We start from the raw sequence: 21,336 nt of genomic DNA, 5'->3' as shown, positions 1-21,336 counted from the left end.
CCACAGAATTCAACGAATGCAACGACGCCGCCGTAACAAGTATGAGCCGCCCTTGGAAATTCCTTTAGGCTCCAAAGCCTTCTTCGCAGGCATGTCTCTAATTATCGGATTTTCGGCAGCATTCCTGTTCGGGATTGGGATTCGTTATGGTCTGGGGAAGATTGGCGACACCATGGAAATTCCCAATCTAAGGGAGACTTCTTCACAAATTCTGTGGTATGCGATGGCCATGGTGGGGCTCATCCTGAGCCGGGGTGCTTATCTGCTATGGGTTCGATTTTTATCACAGCGTTGCTAATGCAGCCAGCTTCCATTCCGGGTCGGCATCCGTCAGTCAGGGCAGGATCGGTTTACCAAATAATCATTGGACGGCTAATCAGTAGCTCGCGGTCACGATGAGATGGAGGATCTGCCCGTCGATGGCGTGGCAATCGCCGCAAATCAACGAGAGATCCGGTTTGCCCCAGACCTTGATGCCGCACTCCTGGCACTGATAGGCGACCTTCGTCGGCGTCCTAACCGGTTCTGATTCTCCGGTGGGTGGCAAGGCTGCTGCCATCGCGGCCACGATCGGTGGAGCCGCCCGGTCATTCTCCCCGTCCGGACGGGCGGCATACTCCTGGGCGCGTTTGATCGCGACGCCTTCCTTGTACCAGGTGATGAGCGAGCTTTTCGCGAGGATCCCGCTGGCGATCTCCAGAAACACCCCGCCCTCGGTCGGATAGTCGGCCATGTGCTGGCCGGTCTGCATTCCTCCCGGTCGGCCGGTGCCGCTCGGTGTCAGGCCAACCGAAAGCATTTTGTCGGCCCATTCCCGGTTGTGATAGGTCCGCAGCGACGGCTTGCCAAACTGCGTCTGCCATTGGTGGACCTGCTCATGAACCAACGTCTGGAGCAATTCAAGGTCGCCGGTGTTGGCGAGGAAATGCCGGGGATTGAGACAGATCTCATCGCGCCTTTCCCCGCCGTCGCGGCCGATGAAACCGCCCTGCCGGTAGTAGCCGAAATGCTGGCCCCGGTCCTCGAAGGTCAGGACACAGCCGCGCAACCCGCCACCGAAAAGCCGTTCGTTGAAAACGTCGTAGCAGTCGGAAAGAGTGATGTAGTCCTTGACGTGCTCCTGCGCCATTCCCCGGTTTATATCGTTCGATATAAAATGCAAGCCGGTGATCTGGAGCTTGGAATTTCCTATCCGGAAAGCTGTCGGCCATCCATTCTCCGACTGCGCCATGACTTACACCATCCACCCTCCTTTTCACCTGCTGCGTTCCTGGGAAGCCTGTTGGAAATGCCGTGGTGGAGCGGAGGCAATCGCCTTTGCCGCGGCCTCCGCCACCAGCGACGACGAGGAGGAACAAGACGAAATGCCGGAGCATTCGCCCATCATCCTCCGCGACATCGAGCAGGCTCCGCCCGCCTTCCTCGCGGCGGCGGCCCTCGCGAACGGGCGCTTCAAGAAACGCTACTCCCACACCGCCGCCCGTGAGTATTACATGAATCATTGCACCTGCGGTGCTCCCTTCGGCGATCACTTCCTCCACAACGAACCGGGCCACGCCTTCTATCCCATCGACACCACCGAGGCCGCTGCCATCAAAATTCAGGAAATCGACTGTTCCGATGAGCTGGAAATCGACTGCGGATTCGCGGGCTGGTCGTCGCTCTGCCCGTTCGAATTCGGTGTGATGGAAGCCGCAAAAATCACCGTTCCGCTAGAGTGATCCTCCGGTTATCGATACCAGATCCCCAGAGGATCTGGCAATTGTTTCGCCTTCACGCTTCTGCCAACAGCTTCTCGGCTTTTTTCACCGTGGTTGCTGTGAGCTTGCCGTTGACGAGCTTTGAAGCTTCAAGGAGCGCCTTGAGTTCCGACAGTGCTTTTTCGGCGGCAGCGAGTGATTTCTTGCCGGTGCCGAACTGCTTGTCAGAAAAGTATTTGGTGAACGCCGTCCCCTTCTTGCTGAGGCTGAGACGCCATCCTTGGAAAGAGGCGGTTTCGTAAGTGAAGCGGGTCAGGTTTTTCTTTGATTTCAACATGGCTGTTATGGCTTTCATGCGGATGATCGTAAAATCCGTGATCCCATGGCGAGCGGAATATTTCGGGGCCGAATCTAACTAAGACTCCTCCGTCCATGACCATGGCAGGCGATGGAAACACCGGATCACCGCTTTGACTTTCGGATCGGCGGGGCACCGCGTACCTGCTTGGGTGGATTCGCGAGGCGGAACAATTCAACCAACGCATCCCTTTCCCCCTTCGTTTCCGCCTTTCGCACCGCAGCGGCGTGAAAGCGAAGGACGAGGAGCTTGTAGCCGTGGTTCATCGCCACGACGAGCACGGTGCAGACGGCGGCGTAGGGAGAGCCTGCCGCGAAGGATTTGGATAGTTCGGGTAATAGATCGGCGATCATACGGATGGGGCGTTTGTCAAATGAAGTGGGAATCGGGTGGCGGGTGCCATCTCGGCGAGTGGTCCCCATCCCCGATGCTGGCAAATCCGGACGCTCCGCATAACGGGCGCAGAGGCGGGGCGTTCGCTGATTCGCCCGGTGTCAACCGTCCCCGGTTGTCCCCTCTTCGGTGGCGGCGGAATCGCCCTGGTCATTCCACAAAAAGCCGGGAACCCGCGAGGGTTCCCGGCTTCCGCCGGTCAGTAGTCCGAAGGCAACAGGATGCAGGTGCTCGACCTGTCGGCCTCGGTGATGATCCAGAACTTGACCCCCATTCGGTCGCGATAGACCGAAAAGATTCGGAGTTCGCTCCGGAGGGCGATTTGGTTCTCGTTGCGGTCCTCTTCGCACAGGTCGCCCCAATCGGCCGCGGCATGCCGCGCCAGGCAGTTCCGCATGTCATCGGGATTGACCGCCTCCAGGGCGGCAGGGGTGGTTACGAGTTGGCCAAGTGGGAATTTCGATTCGTTCATTGTTGTTTTCCGGGTATCAGGAGGGCTCATTCCCTCTCTTCGCCGACCCGAGAGAGGGTGAGCCCTCCGGCCGGAAAACCGCCGGGGAGGCCGGATCAGGACGCAAGGACGCGTGAAAGCTGCGTGAGTGACATGCTTTGCTGGCGCGAGGGTAGCCGCGTGGCCGTCGCGGCCCCGGCCGACCGGCGCATGAACGAATCGCAAATCCGGCCAACCCCACACCGCCAGAATACGATCAATCCCGAATGCGGAATCTGCCGATCTGAACTGGCGACCGATGATTGCCGCAACGGGAACGAAATGCCCGTGAGCCTATCTATCAAGTGGCTTGTTCCGGATCATCGCCGGGGCTGGTTTTCCGACATCCGCCCTCGGACTACTGACCAGCGGCGTGCGCCGAATTCAAGCCAATGGCTTGCTGGATCTCATGGACCAGCCACCTCGGCACGGCTCCAACCTGTGTGGCTTCCTTGACAAATGGCCTCAGGCATGGCTTCCTTTCGCCGTAGTCATGGCTCCGGCAACCGTCACATTCGAGGAACTGGATCGCGAGCATCGTGAGGAACGCGCTCGCGATGCGGAACGGTTGCGTACCGGCGAGATCACTCCGGAAGCCCTTCAGGAGGAAAATTCCCTGTTTTCGATGAATGCCAAAGTCACCTTCGATCTGGTTGGATTTTTTCAAAAGGCGTATCCTTCCAAATGAGGGAGGGTGACAACCCCACCGAAGTCCGGGACTTCAGTAAAATATTGAGTGCCCGCTTGGACGGAGAACTTCCTCTTCTGGTGGGAGGACACGCCGTGAATCTATGGGCATGGGTCTATCGAGAACGGATAGGCGAAGCCCTGAATCAGTGGCTTCCCCTGACGAGCAAGGATCTCGACCTCGTGGGTACGGTCGCCATGCTGGACGAATTGAAACAGCGTTTCGGCGGACAATATCGCCTTTCCGGGCCTCGCAGCCCGGTCGTCGGGCAAATGGTGGTGCGGTTGGGCGACAGGGACCTGAAAATCGACGTTCTGAGAAACGTGTTCGGACTCGGGCCAAAAGACCTGATGGCGGGGACACCGCAGCTCGACGTGAAGGATGAAGGCGGAGCTTTCGCGGCCCGCGTGATCCTTCCAGTGACGCTTTTTCAAGCCAAGATCGCAAACCTTGCCAGACTCGACCAGACCGGTCGCAACGATTTCAAGCATGTGAATCTCATGCGGCTCGTGATTGGGGCCTACCTCTCCGAATTTATCGAGGCTGCGGAATCCGGGGTTCTCGATTCGCGTGGCGCGATCATCCAATTGGAACTCACCCGCAAAGTGATCACCTCACCGGAAGCGATCAAATGCACCGCCTCCCATGAAATCGATTTCAGCGGGATCTGGCCTCGCGAGTTGCTTGCTCAAGCGAAAGACTCGCGGCTTCAAAACTTCGTGAAGCACCGGCTTCCTCCAGCCGTTTGAGCGCAAGGATTTCGACCTCCGCAAGAATTCCCTCTTCTTTGAGGAAGTCATCGAAATCACTTCCCCGGTGAACGGACTCGGTCATGGACGGGGGTATCATTTTTTGGGTCAGGCTCACCTTCTGCTATTCCTGCCGTAGATCCGCACCAGCTCGCTGGTGCTCCCCTCCCCGCTTCCGGCGGGGTTGTCGTTTTTCCGGGACGATGCGGGTTGCGTCACCTCCTTGGAAAGGATTCTCGCGTCGTTCACCCCGACACGCATCTTGCGCCCGTAGTTGCAGGCCTTGAGATAATCAAAGGCCATGATCACGCCGTAATACGCGCCCAAGGCGCTCAACGGCCGGAGCGACTTCCAATCATAATGGTCAGCGATCGCGAGTGAAACCAGCGCCAGGCTGGGCACCATTTGCCAGAACATCCCACCCGGCAGGAAACGCACCCGGCCCACGCTGTTCGATAATCCGGACGGCGGGCGGATCGCCCGGCTGATCCGGCCGGCCACGAACAACACCGAGGACACGATTCCGAACAGGAACATGAAACCGAAGGACGCGTTGAGTTCGTGTTTGATTTTGGGACTCATCACCTCGTTGCCGAGGACCAGCCCCGATGCGAGCATGATCGGAAAAGACAGGACCATGCCGATGATGAAGCGGATCCAAGTGACATGGTTCACGCCCCACTGGCAGCGGAAAACCACCACGGCGGGCAGAGCGATCACATGGGGAATGACCACTCGGAAGAAACGGAGGAATGCGACAACCGGTTTCATTCCTTGCCCTGGGTGAAAGCCGCTTCGATCCAATGCCTACCGTTAGGAAATACCCGCCCGCCCTGGAACAACATCCCCGTCACCACGAAATCAAAATCCGGGCCACCCTTCGCCATCCGCAAAAACTCCCTGGGTGCGACTTCGAATTCCCACGCCTCCTGTTGCGAGGCACCGGCCTGCGGCTTCGGTTCTCCATTCTGACCCATCGACACGCTGCCGCTTGTCGAGCCTCGCGACTGCAAGCTGCGGGCCAGCGTTTCCGCTGCCCATTGGTTCGTCTGCGGATCGGAATTCTGGTGGAAGATCTTGGTCTGCAAATTGCCTAACAACGCATCGACGCGGGCCTTGCCTGCCGGTCCGCTTCCCGCCAGCTCGGCATGGAGGTTGGGCAGATTCTGGGTGAGATAGACGGTCGCCACCCGCGAACTCCGCGCCGTGCTCTGGAATACCGCATCCGTCGAGGTGACGAAAAGCTGGCACTCGTCCGCAAAAATGAACATCGGCCGGTCAGGCGCTTCCTGCCGCTCGGCCGCCCGCTGGAAAAGGAACTTCCACACCACCGCGGCATAGCGGCCAAGCTCGTTGAACGTCTTCACCGGCAAATCAATCACGATGATCTTGCCGCGCTGGGCGTCCTCGGGGGTGACGGTGGTTTCACGGCAGAACAAATCCCGCAACGCGCCCCGCAAAAATGGATCGCAAATCGCCGTGAGACTCATGATGACGCCCGACCGGGTGCGGTCGGCCATGTTCGCCCACTCGATGAGGAAATAACGTTTCACGGCTTCGAGGTCATCGCGGGCGGAAGCGGTTAGCTCGTTTCCCCGCTGCCGCGCCCTCTCCAACAATTCTTCAACCTCCGGCCCGCTCAGGGCGATGCGGTGGATCAGATCCATTCGCAACGTGCTTCCGGAAAGATGGCACAAATCCACCGCGTTGCGCAAAAGCTGGCGCATCGCCTTTTCCCAAATGGCGTCGCTGCCCTGGCCGCCGGACCCGCCGATTTCCGCACACTGCATGAGAACGGCAACCACGTTTTCGGTGATGCCAGATCCCCTGCCCGCCCGCCGCAATTCGTAATCGAGGAAATTGAACTGCGCGCCGCTTTCGGGGGAGAAAACCACCAGATCCCCCGCCCTGCCGGTGGCGGCCGCATAGCGTTTCCAGAGACGCAATTCGTCCGGCTTCGCGCAAAGCACCAACCCGCCGAATCCGGCCCGCAGCATCGAGAGGGCAATCGTTTGGCCGGTGCCACTGGTCTTGCCGCTGCCGGTCGCCCCGAAAACCGCGGTTCCCTCGCAGGCGTGGCGGATGGTCCAGGGAATCCCGACCGGCTGCCCGCCAACCGCCGCACCGAAGCGCAACAGCTCGCCATCCAACGACCATCCGCCGCCCCGCGCCGGTGGCTTCTCCTCATGACGTGGAACGTCACTGCGGGTGCGGAAAATTCGGCGTAGAAACATAATTCAGTTAGGCGCTGAGAACGTTGCGGACTTCCTCGAAAATGATCTTCGCGGCCTCGTCGTTGCGCTGTTCCTGCAAGTTGGGTTGCCGTTCGGATTTCTTGTGATGCCAGGCGATGGTGAATTCCGGCTGCAGGGCCTCGACGATCCGGACGGTGCCGCCCCAGTTCCTCGTCGCGCAGATGATGATCACGCACTTGGCTTTCTTGAAACGTTCGAGGCTCGCGCCAAGCCTGCTGTTCGGGTCGCCCTGACTCTCGATTCCTACCAATATCCCGTTGATCTCGATGATGAAGGTGATGTCGGCTCCGGGCGGATTCAGGGTCTGGACCGGGGCGGTCGGATAGGCGGCCGTCAACAGGGCGAAGACCTTCTTGAGGGTGGTGCTCTTGCCAACGTTGGCCGATCCGTAAAGAGCGGAGATGTGTTTGGTTTTCATGACGTGAATTTCTAATGGTTCATTTTACCCCCGCAGCCCGCCGGTCTTTTTCCGTCTTCGCCGGACGCGGCAATCCAAGATCACGGGTTTCTTCCGCTGATGATTTTTCGAATGGATAGAACAGCTTCACCGCGCCGCCGGTCCAGAACCCCGCGACCGCGAAGATCGCAAAAAACACGGCCAAGGCTCCCGCCGTCCACCAATGATCGCCCTTCGCGGCTTCGCGTTTCGCTTTCTCCAAATCGTGAACGATTTGTAACGAGGCTTGTTTGGCGGCGGCGAAAAGCTCCATCGCTTGAGTCCCCTGCTCCCCGGCGGATTTCTCAAGCCGGGTGACCAGCTCCTTGAATCGGGCGGCCGTCTCCGCCTCGGTGTTGGCGGCCGCCTGGACCAGCCTCGCGGCTTCCTCCGTTTTCGTGGCAAGCTCGGCACTCATCCGCTTGATGTCGCCATGGAGCCGGTTGGTTTCCTGCAACAGCGCCGCGTGGGCGTCCAAGCTGAAACGATCGGTCAACGCATACAATGCGGGCAGGCTCTGCGGATCGCCATCGCCGAACCGCTCCCACGCTTGGATCAACCATTCGCGGTCTTCAGCCGTGCGCTCACGCAGCAGGATGTCGAGGATTTCGCGGGGTGATGCGGCCGTCATAGATCGAGGCCGAGTCCTCCGGTCGAGGCTTTCGACACAAGGTCCGGAGCTTTCTGACGAACCGTCCGCTTTTGGATGAGCGAGGAATCGGGGATAAGAAAATCCGCGTGGTCCTCGCAATCGCACAACACCTGGTTGCGCCAAAGATCGAACTCGAAGGCGCTCACAAACGGCACGTTTTCACGCGCCTGATCGAACGGCAACCAGCGGCCTGCGGCTTTGCAGGCTTCCTCGTAGGCTTCGCGGGTGGACGTGCTCAGGCGCGGCCAGTTCAACTCCCCTGCCCCGTATTCCTTGAACTTCTTGCCAAGGCCGCTGGCGGCCCATGCTTCCGGCTCGATGAGCGGCTTCGGTCCGGGTTGGCGAACTACCAGCCATTTCACGCGGTCACCCAGAGCGCTCACGCATTTGACCGCGCTTTGCCTCGCCGCCGTATCATCCGCCGGGAAAATCAAACAGGTCACCACGATTCCCGCCGCCGCCAACATTTCCAGCCCGCCGCGCTCGATGAGCTGACGCAAAATGTGCTCGGTCGCCTGCGCCGGGAAATCCGCCACGATCAATGGCGCGGGTGCCTCGCACACCGCCGCCAGCATTTCGATGAAGCCGTCATCACTCGCCGCCGCTTCGGGGAACAGCGTGGACGAGTCCGGGAACCGCTGGGAAATCGTCTTGTGCTCGGCGTCCAAGTCCAGCACCGCGAAGCCGATGCCCGCGAATGTCGCCCAGGTGATGATGCCCTCGGCGGCGGTGGATTTGCCGATCCGGCCCGCGCTCTGCGGCGCGAGAATGAGGTGGGCTTTGATGGTCGGTGGCGTGACTTTGCTCATGGGGTGTGGGTGGGCTGGGTGACTTTGAGAACGAGTTTTGGGCGCGTCGGTGGAAGGATTTCCTCCTCGATCGGCAGCGAGGAAACAACCTGCGGGGTTTCAACCGTCGCCTCCGGAGCGAACCCGAGGGGGCGCTTGCCCTGGTTGCGACGCTTGAGGAATTTGCACACCTGCGTTGCGTCCGTCGTCGTTCCAGACTCGCGGATCTTGGCCGCGATGGCTTCCCACGTTTCCTCCCGGAGCCTCGCCGCCCGGATGAATTCGAGGTGGGGATTGAGTTTGGAACGAAAGGATTGGCCTGCCACTTGTGGGGTGATTTCTGACGGATTCGCGCGCGTCTTGCCACCTCGATCTTTGCAATGTCGAAAGATTTTCCACCCCGAACAGTTGCCAAACAAATGCCGAAAATCCGCTGGGATTTCCGGCCTCCGGTTCGGCTTTTGTTCGGCAATCATCCGGCCAATGGTTCACCCATAGGGACATGTGTGATGAATAAAATCTTACTAACCGGGTTTCGCCTGAAAAACGCGCCCGTTCAAGGAATGCGCGGAATGGGGGATTCTACGAAGCTTGGGGCGGGTGAACGGTCCATTTCTGGCAACCTATTGCAACGTTTGGCAATGCTCGGGGGCGGACGGGAGACGAAACGTTGCAATTCATTGCCAGACGTTGCCGGTTTTTGAGCAGCTCCCCACCTAGGCATCCTTAGGGAAGATGCCTGCTTTAATAATTCTGCTGATTTCCCATGGTCTTCGCCTGCCCTGCCTGTTCGACTGCTTCCGCACCCGATCTCCGATCAGGTTCACCCTACCTTATGCTGAGAATCATCCAATCCACTTCCGCAAGTGCTGCTTCGCATTACTTCGATGCCGCTCTCAACGTTGCTGATTATTACGGTGAAGGCGAGCAAACCATCGGAACCTGGCACGGGCTTGCGATGGAACGGATGGGCTTGTCTTCCGATGTAACGAAAAAGAATTTCGAAGCTGTGCTCAACGGTCTTGATCCCGGAACCGCTGAAACCTTGGAAGGGGTCCGCCATCGTGAAAACCGCACTCCCGGTTATGACTTCACGTTCTCGGTCCCGAAATCGGTTTCCATCTACCTCGCAGCAACCGATGACGTTCGGCCTCGCGAGCTGTTTCATGAAGCGGTCAATGACACGATGCGCTATATTGAAGCGATGATGGGAACCCGCGTTCGCAAGGATGGTCAGGACTCCGACCGGATCACCGGCAATGCGCTCTGGGCAACCTTCTGCCATGAAACCAGCCGGCCTGTCGATGGCGTGCCCGATCCCCATTCCCATGTTCACGCTTACGTCGCGAATCTCACCTTCGATACCCAGGAAGGAATCTGGAAAGCCGGACAGTTTCAGGATTTGAAACGCCATGCCCCGCTCTTCGAGGCCGCGTTTCACAGCCGCCTTGCCGCCTCGCTCCAACGCGAGGGATACGGCGTGACTTCCAACGGCAAGGACTTCGAGCTGACCGGGATTTCACGCGAGCTCATCGAACGGTTTTCCCGCCGCACTGCGATTGTCGAGGACACGGCCCGCAACGAAGCGGTGAAAATCGGCAAACGCACCAGCCAGTTGATTCGCGGTGGCATGGACGCGACGCAAGCCGCTGCCGTGGCAAAAGGCGAAATCGGCGGCAAGACCCGCGAGGGCAAAAGCAAGGGGCTTGCCGGTCCGGCGCTGATCCAGGAATGGAGGCGGCGGATTTCACCGGAGGAAATGGCCGCGATCCACGCCGTGAAAGGTGCTAAATCCAACGCCGTGGTTTCGCCGGGTCAGGCCGTCGAGCTGGCCGCCTCGCACCTGTTCGAGCGGCAATCCGTGGCCTCTGCCTACCAAGTCGAGGCCGCCGCGCTGCGTTTCGGCTGTGGCCTCGCTCCGGAGGCGGTTTCGCAGGCCGTCAATGCCGCGGTTGAAAGGGGCGATCTCATTCGCGGCGAGCTGGCCGGTCAGCCGGCCATCACCTCGCGCCAGGTGCTCGCCGATGAATCCCGCATGGTGGAATTGTGCCAGCAAGGCAAAGACGCCGCAATCCCGCTCGGCGGCGGCAAGCCGTGGGAAATCTCCCGCACCTGGCTCGACGGCCAGCAACAGGCGGCCGTCCGTCATGTGTTGGAATGTCCGGATACCGTGTTTGGCATCAGGGGCAAGGCCGGAACCGGCAAAACCACCACCATGCAGGAATGCGCGGACGCGCTCGCGGCCAATGGCAAACCGTTGCAGGTCTTCGCGCCGTCCAGCGAGGCGGTGGACGTGCTCAGGCGCGAGGGGTTTGATGACGCCACCACGATTCAACAACTCCTCGTCAATCCCACCACCCAACGCGAGGCCGCCGGAAAAACCCTCTGGATCGACGAGGCCGGATTGGTTTCGGCCAAGCAAATGCGCCAGATCATGGAATACGCCCGCGAAAACGGCTCACGGCTCATCCTGTCGGGCGACCGGGGCCAACACCGCGCCGTCGAGCGCGGCGATGCCCTGGCGATCCTGGAGGACCGGGCGGGCATCCGGACCGTGGAGATTTCCAACATCAAACGCCAGCAGGTGGAAGCCTACCGCGAGGCCGCCAGCGCCTTCGGCGAACAACGGCCCGGTGACGGTTTCGACAAACTCGATGCGCTCGGCTGGGTCCATGAAATCGCGGATCGGCAGGAAAGAATTGATTTCGCGGTGGCAACCTACTTTGAGAAAACCGCCCTCACCCATCAGGACGGAAAAAACCACACGGCGACGATCATCGCCCCCACCCACGCCGAAATCGACGCGGTGCAGGAAAAAGTCCGCGCCACGCTCAAGGATCGGGGTGAAATCGGCCAAACCGATGCCACCCACAACCGGATGGTGAATCTCGGCTTCACCGAGTCGCAGCGCTGCGACGCCCGCAGCTACCAGCCGGGGCAGGTCGTCGAGTTTGTGCAGAATGGCAAGGGTGGCTTCGGAAAGGGCCAGCAATGGGCCGTCACGGCCGCCAAAGGCGGCGAGGTGACCATCGAGCGCGGCGGCGAGGTCCGGACGCTGGATTTGGCGCAGGCGGCCCGCTTCAACGTGTACCGGGTCCAGCCGGCCGCGTTCGCGACCGGCGATCTGGTCCGCGCCACCCAAAACAAGGGCGAACTGCTCAACAACAGCCGCCACCGGGTCATCGAGGCCGGGGCGGAGATGCTGAGATTGGAGGATGTTTCCAGCGGCAAGGTCCGGGAAGTCGGCAACGGCGAGCGCCTGCACCTGACCCACGCATACGCCGCCACCTCCCACGCCTCCCAGGGCAAGACCCTCGATCATGTGGTGATTTCGCAACCCTCGGCGACTTTTGCCGTGGCTTCCCAAGAACAAGGCTACGTCTCGGCTTCCCGCGCCCGGTTCTCGGCAACGTGGATCACCGACGACAAGCAGGCGCTGCGTGAGGCCATCAGCCACTCGGACGCCCGCGCCTCGGCTCTCGACCTCAAACGCTCCCCCACCCCGCCCAAGCACGCCCTAGGCGTCAAGGAAGCCACCGAAACCAAGGAAGCGGTCATCACCCCAAAGCCGGAGATCCCGAAATCCGCCCTCGAAAGCTACACCCCGAGCCAAAAGGTGAAAAATCCTCAAAACCGGCCCAACCCGAATCCGTCGATCAAGCGCGGGAAGGGAAAAGGTCAGGACAAGGGAAAAGGCTTTGGTTTCGACCGCTGAACTCCCCCACCCCATCCAATCATGATTCAAAAGCAACCACTCCAACCACCGCTTGTGACATTCCAGGAACGGGAACAAGCCGCCTCCGTCCGCTTCCGGCTTTCGGACGGCCGCCAGCTCGCCTTGCCCTACCACCACTGCGAGGGCGTCGAACTCGATGCCACCGGCAAGCAACTCACCTGCCGTTTCGGCAACCTGATCATCCAGATCGAAGGGGAAAACCTCACCGATCTGCTCGTCGGCCTCCAATACCAAAGGCTTGAAATCGTCCAAACCGGAATCTTCGACAACCAAAAGGATGCTCCAAAAATCACCGGCATCACCCTGAAGAAGCTCCAGGACGAGGAACCCGAGGAACGAAACACCCCGGGCAAGTCACCTTCCCAACGGATTCGAGAGGGTTTCGGTATGCAATGACACTCCGCCCACCTGCCGCACAATCAAGATCACCAATAAAGCAATTCGCTAATTTAGCTGATTGCTTTATTAGCTTTTAAATTTAAAGCATTCTTCATTATCGCCAAATCAAAACCAAAGTAGCCAAATGCTTTTTTAGTGCTTTGCTATAATAGCAAGGAACTATTCTTTTCCTTTTCCCAATTGCAGCGTTCTGCTAAATTAGCATTTTAGCAAAAAACACTTTACGCCAAAATATCTTTTCGCTAAATTAGCACTTCAAATGAATCTCTTATTTATCCAAGGAAAAGGTGGAGTGGGCAAAAGCACGATGGCATTTCTCTTTGCCGTCGCTCTTGATCGGGTCGGAAAAAAAATCTCCATTTTGGATTTGGATCCGCAGGAAAGTCTCTCAGCTTGGCTCAAAGACACCGAAGGTTTCACATTCGCTAAAAATGGCGAAATCACGATAATCGACACTCCTCCCCGTATCGATGATCCAGCGGTTCTAAATGCGATTGCGCAAGCGGACCGCATCATCATCCCGACTACGCCGAGTCCAGCCGAGTTGGCTACCACTCGCCATAGTGCTTCGGTAATTGCTCAACACATGAGGCCCGAAACCAAAGCGTTGGTCGTTTTTAACCGAGTAAAAAAGATTTCCACATACGGGCGAAACCTTGAAGCCATGGCGAAAAACCTGCCAATACCGGCCGCTCGGAACTTTTTATCAGATCGGGAAGTCTACAAACACGCATTGTTGGATGGTTGGACAGCACTCGATGCAGCCGCAAAGGACGAAGTAACCAGCCTGGCACTTGAAATCCAATAAAAGCTTAATGCTATTTTAGCGAACAACTAATAAAGTGAGCACAAAAACTGAAGACAAACTCAAGAAGCTGGCAAATTTCGGAGAATCAGCCGGAGCAAAACCAGCCGCAGCCGCTGTGGCTGTAATTTCGCCTCCGATTCCAGCGCCTAAAGTCGAGGAATCTCCGAAGGCTACTCGTCCTGAACCGAAACCAAAAACTCCAGAGCAACCTGCAAAACCGCTCCTGATTCGGAACGTAGGATTTACCGAGGAGGATCAGCAACATTTGGACAGAATCTCACAGCTCCTTCGTGATGCAGGAGAGTTCCGGCCAAGCATTTCTGATTTGGTTCGGGTAGCTCTGCGTGGATGTACCTCTCTGAATGCAACACAGGCCAAGAAGATCCTTGATTCGAGCCGACGATTCGACGGACGCAGAAAGCACTAAATTAGCGATTTGTATGGATTAGCGAATAGCTAGAATCGCTGCAATTCCTCCTCGGTAAATTCCCGCATTTTGACAAACAAACTGGCTTCGGACTCTTCGGGGGAGAGCTTGGCGATGGCCTCCATGTTTTCCTCGATGTAGGCGGCCAGCCGGTCCATGGCGCGGCACTCGGCCTGATTCCTGAGATCCGGAGGATTGGGGGAGGGGAGGGGAGTCGTCGCAATCGGTTCCTCCTCGGGAATCTGGCGCGGGGTTTCCGCGTGTTCCGCCGTGGCGGGAGCTGACCGGCGTTTTTCGATGACCTGGGCAAGGTGATCGAGATCGGGCCGCATCGATGCGAGCTTCTCGCGGAAAATCGCGGTGGCGAAAGCGCCGGGATTGTGGATGTGGGAGAGACACGCGGCAGCGTGTGCCTCCTTGATTCCGTAAATAAGCGCTGGTCGAACGTGTTTCCGCCACTCGAAGCCCTGCTGGAAGGCTTGGAGGATCAGGGTTTTGAGGGTCGCGAGTGGAATTTTGGGTTTTGCGTTGTCCCAAAACAGCTCGCCATCGGCTTTTGCCTCACGGGCAGCTCTCCAAGCCGCCTTCTCAAGGCTTCTCGACAGGGCCGCTTTGCGGGGAAAGGCGTTGTTGGGCATGAAAATGTGTTTCGCGGGGAACCGCTGAGGGTTGTCTAGAACGGCTGGCGATAGCCTTGTAGAGTGTGAGAGACAATTTCTAGAGTTACCAGCCATGTACTCGGTAGGAACCGCCTGGCGCGTGACCGGAGCGGCCTGCTCGGTCGCCGGTACTGTCCGCCCGTGGCGGGCGACAATAAATGGGGGAGGTTCGATCCGCTCCACGCCTTTACGGAAGGTCGGCCGCAACTTGCGGTGCCGGCCTTTCTTCTCAAAGTGCAACGGCAAGCCGTCGTATTTCAGCCAAGCCTTCATGGCGACGTGCTTCTGGCGGCAGCGCTTCGGTCCAGAGTACGCGCAGGCAAAGGCCAACGGGCATTCCGGATCTTCCTCCAGCCGCCTGAATGCCTGGCTGATGGATTCCAGACACACGCCCAGGGCCTCGGCCAGCGATTCATAGGAGGGGCAGGGTTTCCACGCCCCGCCACCGGCGCGGCCGATCGGATCGAGGTAGGCCGCCAACCGCAGGTAAAGCGGCGCGGATTTCGGCCGGCGCGACTCGCGGCGGGTCGGGAAATTGAGCATCGCCTGAAACTCCGCGCTGCGGTGAATCAGCTCCTGCAGCTTGGTGCAGCGGCGTTTGAGCTCCTGGAGCGTGAATTTGCGGCCGTCGAAGTAATCGCAGCAATCCAGCACCCGCCCCTTGGCGGAGCGTTTGAGTTCATGCAACTGGGTCGAACGCCAACGGATTTCAGCGACAAGCTGATCCAACAGCGCCTGTCGCTCGGGCAACGAGGCGCAAGACCTCGCCCCGGTCCAGCCGCTGGAATCCGGCTGGGGAAATAGCTCCGGCTGGTGCAGCGGGGCAGGGGAGGCCTGCGGTAAATCCTGCTCAATGGTCCAAGCCTTGGGCGGGTTGAAAAACACCCGCGGATTGGGCAAAGCTCCACCTTCCCTAGATGAGGGCGGGCCGAATGTCCTGGCTGATCCTGTTGGATTGGGACAACAATTCTCCGTCAGAAAAATCACTTTTTCCTTGTGCTGCGGCCCGCTTTGCACAAGGTTTCGTCACCACAACGTTTTACCTTCTGCTTAGCAGACCAATTTAAGCCGCCCTTCGGGGCGGCCTTTATGTTTTTAAGGGGTTGGAAAACTTTCTAAGAAACGAGGACGCAGACAATCGCCCACACGCCCGAACATGAAAACAGTTCGGGAATCCTTAGCATCCTGAAAGCGTCACCCCGGATAGCAAGCCAAAAGAGCGATTTAAGTTAGGAGCGATTCCATCATAAGCGGCGCTTAATCCCTTATAATTAAGGCTTATGGGCATGTTGGATTTCTTTTCCGCTGATGTCCAAGCGAACGGGGATCACCCTCGCTCTTGAAAACCACCAGCCGGGATGGGGCTTGGGGAAGGGGATGGCTCATTCCCTTCCCCAAAAAAATGAGGGTGTCCGGCTGCGGATCTGTTCCGCAAGTGACTCCCGCCGTCTGGCGGCCGCCCTGGGAGATGGGGTGCGGGGAAGGGGGAACGCCTTCCCTGCGGCGCGGCAAACGCGAGTGCGGCCGCGCCTGGCCGTCGCACCTGCTTGCCAGGTGTGACGGCGGCGGTTAGGGCTTCAGAATTCCCAATGGTCCGACGAACGCGGGCCGCTGGCCTTTGAGCCGGAAAGGCACCGCCAGCCGTTGCCGGCGTCGTAGCCCCACACTTCGCCATTTCGTTTGAAGCGGAGCGCGTGGGGCCGGAGGTAGCCGCCACCGGGCGGGAACACGTACAGCAGGACGTTCACGCACAGCGTCCGGAGACGATCCTTGTTGTAGCTATCGAATTTCTTCATGGGGTGGGTGAGTTAGAAAAGGCACATTTGCGCGGTCTGCGGGAACATCCCCCGGATGTGCTCCTCGGGCGTGGTGCCATCGCCGAACATCGCGACCGGCGCGAAAATCGAGCGGTAGCCGGTTTCGGTGACACCCGGCAACGGGCCTTCGTGGTGAATCGCGAAATGCACCTGATCGGAACCCAGCCAGAACGGGCGGCAGTCCACCCGGAATTTCCACGGCGAAACCGTCAGCTCGGCGGTGCTCCACGCATCGAGCGCCAGACGGCCCCGGACGCGGGGAACCACGGCATCGAAACAATCCGCCATGCAACGGAAGCCAAGGGCGGTGAAGTGCTGCCAGCAAAGCGCTTTGAGGGTGACAAGCGGGGCGTTCTTTTCCCCCGGTTGATCGAGGGCCTGCGCGGTAGCCATCGGAAACAGGCGGACGGCTTCGGTTTGTAAATCTACTAGATTCATCGTAATCAAGTGGGGAAGGAAAGGGGCGGAATTTCTCCCGCCCCTCCGGGTTCATGAATCAGGCGACCGCAAGCTCTGCGGGTTCCGCTGCTTCCGGCTCGGTGGCTTCCTCGTCCTCGATGGTCTCGGGGGCGATGAAATCGGCGGCACGCTGGGCGGCACTGGCGGCAGTGATAATCAGCCGCTTGTCCTCGCGAAGCTTCTTCAACCAGTTGGCAAGGTAGGCGGCTGAATCCTCCAGCGTGGCCGGGGCGATCCCGGCGCGGGCGCAAAGGAACACCGCCCCCAGCTCGGCAACCAGCTCCTCTTTGGCGTACGGCTCGGAACCAAAGCGACCGGCAAAGGCCTCCGGACGCGCAAGGCGCGAATCGGCACCCGTCGAGTGCGTCAATTCATGAAACAGGGTCGAATGATAGGCTTCCGCGCTGTCGAAGGCCCGGAGCGGCGGCATGAAAACCTCGTCCTTGGCCGGGAAATAATACGCTCCCTGTCCGCTCTCGCGGATCGGCGGCCGCTGCGGCATTCCGGCAACGATCGCCTCACAGGCTTCGATCGGTGATAGGTCATTGTCCGGGATCTCCGGCAACGCCTGCGGCGGCAGGCCGTCCACCTGTGCGACATTGAAAACGCGGTAATAACGAATCAGCCATTTGCGCTCGCTCGCGGGGCAGGCCTGCGGGTTGGTGGCGTATTTCTCGGGAACGGTGGTTTTCCATAAAACCACGATGGAAGAGCGTTCGCCCTTGCGGACGGTTCCGCCCAATTCCTTCGCCTGATTAAAGGTGAGGAAAACCGGGTGGGTCCAGTTGGAGAGCGCGGATTGCATCGCCAGCAACAGCGCGTTGATTCCTCGATAGCGACGGCCCCGGATATTGCGGGGACAGCCGCCGGTGGCCCTCCAAGGCTTTTTCCACGGGCAAACGCCGCGCTCCATCGCTTCGATGATTTGGTCGGTAACGACTTGATACAGGTCGAATTTCTCCTTAGATTTCTTGTGTTCTTTCATAACTCATAACGGGGTTGGAATGGACAAATCAGGGGGGAGGGGAATTGGCGTTCCTCTCCTCCCGTCGCTTATTTTCAGGCCGTGGCGGGGGCGGCTTTCCGGCGTGAAGGGCGGGGTTTGGCGGCAGCGGTGGCCGCACGTTCTCCCGGCTGGGCGAGGATCTGGCAGCGGTTCACCCGCAAGCGGACGGCGAAAACCTTGCTGCCGTCCTCCTTCTCGAAGTGGTTGGGAATCCATCCGCCTGCGATAAAAACGGCGGTTCCCTTGCGCGCTTTCGCGGCGAGGGTTTCCCCGCGCTTGCCCCACACCTCAAAATCAAAGGCGAAAGGCTCGGATTTCCTCCACTCGCCGGATTCGCGGTCTTTGTGGGAATTGGAGCGGATCAGACGGCCGCGGGTCACGGTGGTTTCACCGGCTCCGGTCGTGACGAGTTCGGCAACAAGGTTGCCGGTCAACTGGGTTTCGTTCATGTCGATCATGGTCTTTTGGTGGCTTATTAGGTGTTGGTGGTCAGGCACTTGCACTCCCAACCGATGCCCAAATAATAGGCTCGAAATCGTCTAACTCCAAGCCTTAAAGCTTCACAAGTCATTGGTTTCAAACGAACAACAAAAGAGGAACGAATTTTTTGTTTGGAAGAAATCAAGACGACCAAACAACGCCGCCGCCCATCGAAGCTTCCGTCAAGGGTGGAGACCGGAACCGCGCGGAGCTGCACAAACGCAGTGCGGAAGCGAGCACGGTGAGGATCGGAACGACTGGAGCGCAGCGGAAGGAACTTGCCCTTGACGGAAGCGGGGCGGTGGCATTCCCACGCGCCAGGGCGCGTGCTGGCTGTGAATGGGGGAGGGGAGGCATGGCGGGGGATCGGAACACCAACGGAATAAAGTCCCCGGTGGCATCGCCGCCTTGGGGACGGCGAGTCAAACGAAGTGCGACCGCCGGTTTATGCCGGATGGTGTTCCGATGCGGCGGGGTGGTGGTGCGGTGTGCCGTGCGGAGCCTGGCTAAAATCCAACGGGCGCATGGTGCGGGTGGACGCGGCACCGGGAGCGAGGAACGAGCGCCGGTGGCGTGGCCGGCCCGTCACGCTGCGGAGGTGCGGAGCATTTGAATCTATCCGGCCGACTCTTCCGGGGCCGGGGTGGTGGGAACCACGCCCCCGGCCGTCGGCCGCATTTCCCAATTCTTCGGGGCGTTGCGGGGTGTCCCCGCTGAGAGGGGAGAGCCGCACGCAGTAGGCTCGGGGGGAGAGACTTCTCCCACGCCGGAATTCAACGGTTCAGTCCTTCAAATTCAATTCGCACTTCTTTCATCAGGCTTCTTTTTCCACCTGCTTTTCGATCTCAAGCATGACCTTTGACGGAAGGACATTCAGCCCCCGACAAAGCCTGAAAATCGTATCAACGGTGGGCATTCTAAGCCCGCGTTCAATCAGGGAAATGTAACCCCGTTCGAGTCCGGCAACTTCCGCCAGTTTCTCTTGGGTAATGCCCGCATTGCTTCTCTGTCGGGCGATCACCCGTCCTACGATCTGTTTCAAGTCCTGCCCGTCCGAGAGATACAAGCCTCAGACTTTATCGGGAAATCCCCGGTATTTCTTCGCACTATAGTATTCGTAAAAAGCTTGCCATCTAATCGTTCATTCTCTAGGCAAGTGCCGTTCGGCAAAGGATCTCTCGATGTCCAGAAATTTAACATCCCGAGAATTCCCTCTTGCCACACCCCAGAATTTACCGCTGTTTCAAATCGTCCGCTCTGGCGGACGGGGACTTCTAAAACCTCACACAAAGCGGTCGGCATCGACCGCAAACGATGCCGCCAAACCGACCAAACGGCCGGGGGGGCGGTGGCGTATGTCCAGGCTGTTCTCTACGGGGAAAAGCTAAAGGCCATCGCGGTCGACTTTGTGCGGCTTTAGAACTCCCCGTCCACCAGGAAGGACTTCCTCCAGCCTTCCCATGAAACCAATATTTCGAATCTTCACCCTTCTGATCGGCGCGACCTCGCTGGTTCATTCGCAGGACAACGCCAGCGCGGTTTCCGATGATTCAACCGCAGCTCCCGTTCCCGTTTCCACTGCTGCCCGGATACTGGGCAACATTCCCGACGGAACGCCGCCACCACCAGCCGAGCCCAAACCAGGGTTCGTTGTTCCCAAGAAGGACATTCTCGATACCACCATCCAGAAGGAGGGCGGGCGAACGATCACCATCCGGGAAATCAAACCCATCGCGCTACCACCTCCGCCAGCACCGGTGGAGCCCTCAACCACCGGAATGGATGAAGACTTCCGTAAACAACTCGCCGAATATCAAGAAGAGCATCCCAAATCGGACCTGCTTTTTATCGGAGCGACGGTATTCCGTGCGAAAGATTCCCCACCGCGGACCCTCGTCCGTTTCTGGCCCGGGGGAAAAAGCCAAGAAATCACTTTTTGGTCATCCGCCGATTTTGCCCTGATCGCCGGAGGAATCAGTTCCTTCACCGATAACGCGGGAGATACCCATTCGATTCTCATGGGCTGGGGGAATGTGGACATCGAACGCATGACCGACCTTTATGCTGCAAAAGGCCGTGTTTACGACGCTCCGGCCATGCCTGATTTCCCTGACGAAAAGGCCGCGTTCAAAATCGTCGGCCAACAACCCTCCCCCGAGGAAATTGCTCCCATTGAGGCTCTCCACGAACTTTATAACAAGGAATACGCGGAGCTTTTGAGAGCATGCCAAGGCCGCGAGAAAGCCCGCCTCGAAAACGAGGCCGAGTTGAAAGCCCACCCGCCCAAACCCAAAGACATCACTCTCAATTACTGGCGCACCGAAAAGCCCGCGTCCCAAGAACAAGGAGGGGCAATCCGATGAAACGTCTTTTCCTCACCCTTCTCGGACTTCTCCTCGTCCTGCCCTCCGCCCGTGCCATCGTCGATACCAACGACAACGGACTGAGCGATGTCTGGGAGAGACGTTTCAATTCCGGGGGACTTTTCCCCGAGACCTTCCTACCTCAGGACGACCCTGACGGCGATGGCTGGAGCAATGCCACGGAAGCCGTGGCTGGCACCGATCCATTTGAAGCCAACGCGTTCGCCGGATACTTGCGCCCGAATTTTGCTCATATCCCCGCCGTTTATGGCACTCCGCCAGGCGGTGGCGCTCCCGTGATCGTCACTCCCGAGGCGATCACCCTCACTTGGCCCACCATTCACGGCAAAAAATACACCCTTCTCTATTCCGCCGATCTTGGCGTGGGAAGCTGGCAGCCCCTCGGAAACCCTTTCGTCGGAAACGGCAGCGTGACGCTATATAGCATCCCGCTCACCCAGCCCGACGGCAGCACTCCTGACAAACTTTTCTGGCGGGTTTCGGTGACCGACATCGACTCGGATGGAAACGGTGTTACGGATGCCGAGGAATACCTCCTCAGCGTTGATGACGACCATGACGGTGTGCCCGACGAATGGGAGAGGCGCGTTGCATATAGCCTTTTCGTGGACTACGGGATTACCGCCCCTCGGAACCCGGCACAGTTCGATGT

General features: G+C 59.0%; 24 protein-coding genes and 1 pseudogene. 9 read left to right on the top strand and 16 right to left on the bottom strand.

Features of this window, described 5'->3' with window-relative positions:
• Window positions 1–16: 16 nt before the first annotated feature.
• Window positions 17–298, top strand: coding sequence for a hypothetical protein (locus ABIQ96_RS16645; protein WP_348215748.1), 282 nt, complete (start codon window positions 17–19; stop codon window positions 296–298).
• 78 nt (window positions 299–376) lie between these two features.
• On the opposite strand, the gene ABIQ96_RS16640 is transcribed toward ABIQ96_RS16645, so the two are convergent.
• Window positions 377–1,129: a SprT-like domain-containing protein gene (locus ABIQ96_RS16640; protein WP_348215747.1), complete on the bottom strand. Its 753-nt coding sequence runs from the start codon at window positions 1,127–1,129 to the stop codon at window positions 377–379.
• Between the two features lie 100 nt (window positions 1,130–1,229).
• Here ABIQ96_RS16640 and ABIQ96_RS16635 point away from each other — a divergent pair, with 100 nt between their 5' ends.
• Window positions 1,230–1,721: a hypothetical protein gene (locus ABIQ96_RS16635; protein WP_348215746.1), complete on the top strand. Its 492-nt coding sequence runs from the start codon at window positions 1,230–1,232 to the stop codon at window positions 1,719–1,721.
• 52 nt (window positions 1,722–1,773) lie between these two features.
• Here ABIQ96_RS16635 and ABIQ96_RS16630 read toward each other — a convergent pair whose 3' ends face one another.
• The 3 genes from ABIQ96_RS16630 to ABIQ96_RS16620 all read right to left on the bottom strand — a co-directional run bounded on the left by ABIQ96_RS16630 (window position 1,774) and on the right by ABIQ96_RS16620 (window position 2,923).
• The gene (locus ABIQ96_RS16630) at window positions 1,774–2,055 is read right to left on the bottom strand and encodes a hypothetical protein (RefSeq protein ID WP_348215745.1); all 282 of its coding nucleotides are present in this window, start codon (window positions 2,053–2,055) and stop codon (window positions 1,774–1,776) included.
• A 107-nt stretch (window positions 2,056–2,162) separates the two neighbouring features.
• Window positions 2,163–2,411, bottom strand: coding sequence for a hypothetical protein (locus ABIQ96_RS16625; protein WP_348215744.1), 249 nt, complete (start codon window positions 2,409–2,411; stop codon window positions 2,163–2,165).
• 239 nt (window positions 2,412–2,650) lie between these two features.
• Window positions 2,651–2,923 carry a hypothetical protein gene (locus ABIQ96_RS16620; protein WP_348215743.1) on the bottom strand — a complete coding sequence of 91 codons (273 nt, stop codon included), beginning with the start codon at window positions 2,921–2,923 and terminating at the stop codon, window positions 2,651–2,653.
• A gap of 427 nt (window positions 2,924–3,350) precedes the next feature.
• Between ABIQ96_RS16620 and ABIQ96_RS16615 the strand changes: the two genes are divergently transcribed.
• Both ABIQ96_RS16615 and ABIQ96_RS16610 read left to right on the top strand, forming a co-directional pair.
• A complete protein-coding gene (locus ABIQ96_RS16615) occupies window positions 3,351–3,629 on the top strand; it encodes a hypothetical protein (protein ID WP_348215742.1) in 279 nt (92 codons plus the stop codon).
• 44 nt (window positions 3,630–3,673) lie between these two features.
• The gene (locus tag ABIQ96_RS16610) at window positions 3,674–4,378 is read left to right on the top strand and encodes a hypothetical protein (RefSeq protein ID WP_348215741.1); all 705 of its coding nucleotides are present in this window, start codon (window positions 3,674–3,676) and stop codon (window positions 4,376–4,378) included.
• Between the two features lie 114 nt (window positions 4,379–4,492).
• On the opposite strand, the gene ABIQ96_RS16605 is transcribed toward ABIQ96_RS16610, so the two are convergent.
• Genes ABIQ96_RS16605 through ABIQ96_RS16580 form a run of 6 tightly spaced genes read right to left on the bottom strand, consistent with a single transcriptional unit; the run spans window position 4,493 to window position 8,835 of the window.
• Entirely contained in the window at window positions 4,493–5,149 is a 657-nt protein-coding gene (locus tag ABIQ96_RS16605; protein WP_348215740.1) for a hypothetical protein, read from the bottom strand.
• Entirely contained in the window at window positions 5,146–6,612 is a 1,467-nt protein-coding gene (locus tag ABIQ96_RS16600) for a type IV secretory system conjugative DNA transfer family protein (protein WP_348215739.1), read from the bottom strand. Before ABIQ96_RS16600 ends, ABIQ96_RS16605 begins: the two co-directional genes overlap by 4 nt.
• A gap of 7 nt (window positions 6,613–6,619) precedes the next feature.
• Window positions 6,620–7,051: a hypothetical protein gene (locus tag ABIQ96_RS16595; RefSeq protein WP_348215738.1), complete on the bottom strand. Its 432-nt coding sequence runs from the start codon at window positions 7,049–7,051 to the stop codon at window positions 6,620–6,622.
• A gap of 19 nt (window positions 7,052–7,070) precedes the next feature.
• The gene (locus ABIQ96_RS16590; RefSeq protein WP_348215737.1) at window positions 7,071–7,700 is read right to left on the bottom strand and encodes a hypothetical protein; all 630 of its coding nucleotides are present in this window, start codon (window positions 7,698–7,700) and stop codon (window positions 7,071–7,073) included.
• Window positions 7,697–8,530, bottom strand: coding sequence for a hypothetical protein (locus ABIQ96_RS16585; RefSeq protein ID WP_348215736.1), 834 nt, complete (start codon window positions 8,528–8,530; stop codon window positions 7,697–7,699). Before ABIQ96_RS16585 ends, ABIQ96_RS16590 begins: the two co-directional genes overlap by 4 nt.
• Window positions 8,527–8,835, bottom strand: coding sequence for a hypothetical protein (locus tag ABIQ96_RS16580; protein WP_348215735.1), 309 nt, complete (start codon window positions 8,833–8,835; stop codon window positions 8,527–8,529). The genes ABIQ96_RS16585 and ABIQ96_RS16580 overlap by 4 nt, the downstream gene beginning before the upstream one ends.
• Before the next feature lie 509 nt (window positions 8,836–9,344).
• Between ABIQ96_RS16580 and mobF the strand changes: the two genes are divergently transcribed.
• The 3 genes from mobF (at window position 9,345) to ABIQ96_RS16565 (ending at window position 13,452) form a co-directional block, all read left to right on the top strand.
• Entirely contained in the window at window positions 9,345–12,224 is a 2,880-nt protein-coding gene (gene mobF / locus ABIQ96_RS16575; RefSeq protein ID WP_348215734.1) for a MobF family relaxase, read from the top strand.
• 21 nt (window positions 12,225–12,245) lie between these two features.
• Window positions 12,246–12,641, top strand: a complete 396-nt coding sequence (locus tag ABIQ96_RS16570) for a hypothetical protein (protein ID WP_348215733.1) — start codon at window positions 12,246–12,248, stop codon at window positions 12,639–12,641.
• 262 nt (window positions 12,642–12,903) lie between these two features.
• A complete protein-coding gene (locus ABIQ96_RS16565; RefSeq protein WP_348215732.1) occupies window positions 12,904–13,452 on the top strand; it encodes a ParA family protein in 549 nt (182 codons plus the stop codon).
• A gap of 456 nt (window positions 13,453–13,908) precedes the next feature.
• Here ABIQ96_RS16565 and ABIQ96_RS16560 read toward each other — a convergent pair whose 3' ends face one another.
• From ABIQ96_RS16560 to ABIQ96_RS16535, 6 genes are all read right to left on the bottom strand, one after another.
• The gene (locus ABIQ96_RS16560; protein ID WP_348215731.1) at window positions 13,909–15,423 is read right to left on the bottom strand and encodes a hypothetical protein; all 1,515 of its coding nucleotides are present in this window, start codon (window positions 15,421–15,423) and stop codon (window positions 13,909–13,911) included.
• 692 nt (window positions 15,424–16,115) lie between these two features.
• Window positions 16,116–16,334, bottom strand: coding sequence for a hypothetical protein (locus ABIQ96_RS16555; RefSeq protein ID WP_348215730.1), 219 nt, complete (start codon window positions 16,332–16,334; stop codon window positions 16,116–16,118).
• Window positions 16,335–16,346: 12 nt separating this feature from the next.
• A complete protein-coding gene (locus ABIQ96_RS16550) occupies window positions 16,347–16,793 on the bottom strand; it encodes a hypothetical protein (RefSeq protein WP_348215729.1) in 447 nt (148 codons plus the stop codon).
• A 58-nt stretch (window positions 16,794–16,851) separates the two neighbouring features.
• Entirely contained in the window at window positions 16,852–17,799 is a 948-nt protein-coding gene (locus ABIQ96_RS16545; RefSeq protein ID WP_348215728.1) for a zincin-like metallopeptidase domain-containing protein, read from the bottom strand.
• Between the two features lie 74 nt (window positions 17,800–17,873).
• On the bottom strand, window positions 17,874–18,278 hold the full coding sequence (locus ABIQ96_RS16540) for a single-stranded DNA-binding protein (protein ID WP_348215727.1): 405 nt from the start codon (window positions 18,276–18,278) through the stop codon (window positions 17,874–17,876).
• 836 nt (window positions 18,279–19,114) lie between these two features.
• A complete protein-coding gene (locus tag ABIQ96_RS16535; RefSeq protein WP_348215726.1) occupies window positions 19,115–19,366 on the bottom strand; it encodes a helix-turn-helix transcriptional regulator in 252 nt (83 codons plus the stop codon).
• A 394-nt stretch (window positions 19,367–19,760) separates the two neighbouring features.
• Here ABIQ96_RS16535 and ABIQ96_RS16530 point away from each other — a divergent pair, with 394 nt between their 5' ends.
• Complete coding sequence (locus ABIQ96_RS16530) at window positions 19,761–20,663, top strand: hypothetical protein (RefSeq protein WP_348215725.1); 903 nt, start codon at window positions 19,761–19,763, stop codon at window positions 20,661–20,663.
• Window positions 20,660–21,336: pseudogene (locus ABIQ96_RS16525) on the top strand (hypothetical protein); the annotation flags it as partial. The gene ABIQ96_RS16530 and the pseudogene ABIQ96_RS16525, both read left to right, overlap by 4 nt.

Origin of the sequence: Luteolibacter sp., from assembly GCF_039920825.1 — a bacterium.
Taxonomy (GTDB): domain Bacteria; phylum Verrucomicrobiota; class Verrucomicrobiia; order Verrucomicrobiales; family Akkermansiaceae; genus Luteolibacter.
This window is presented reverse-complemented; position numbering and strand designations above follow the sequence as displayed.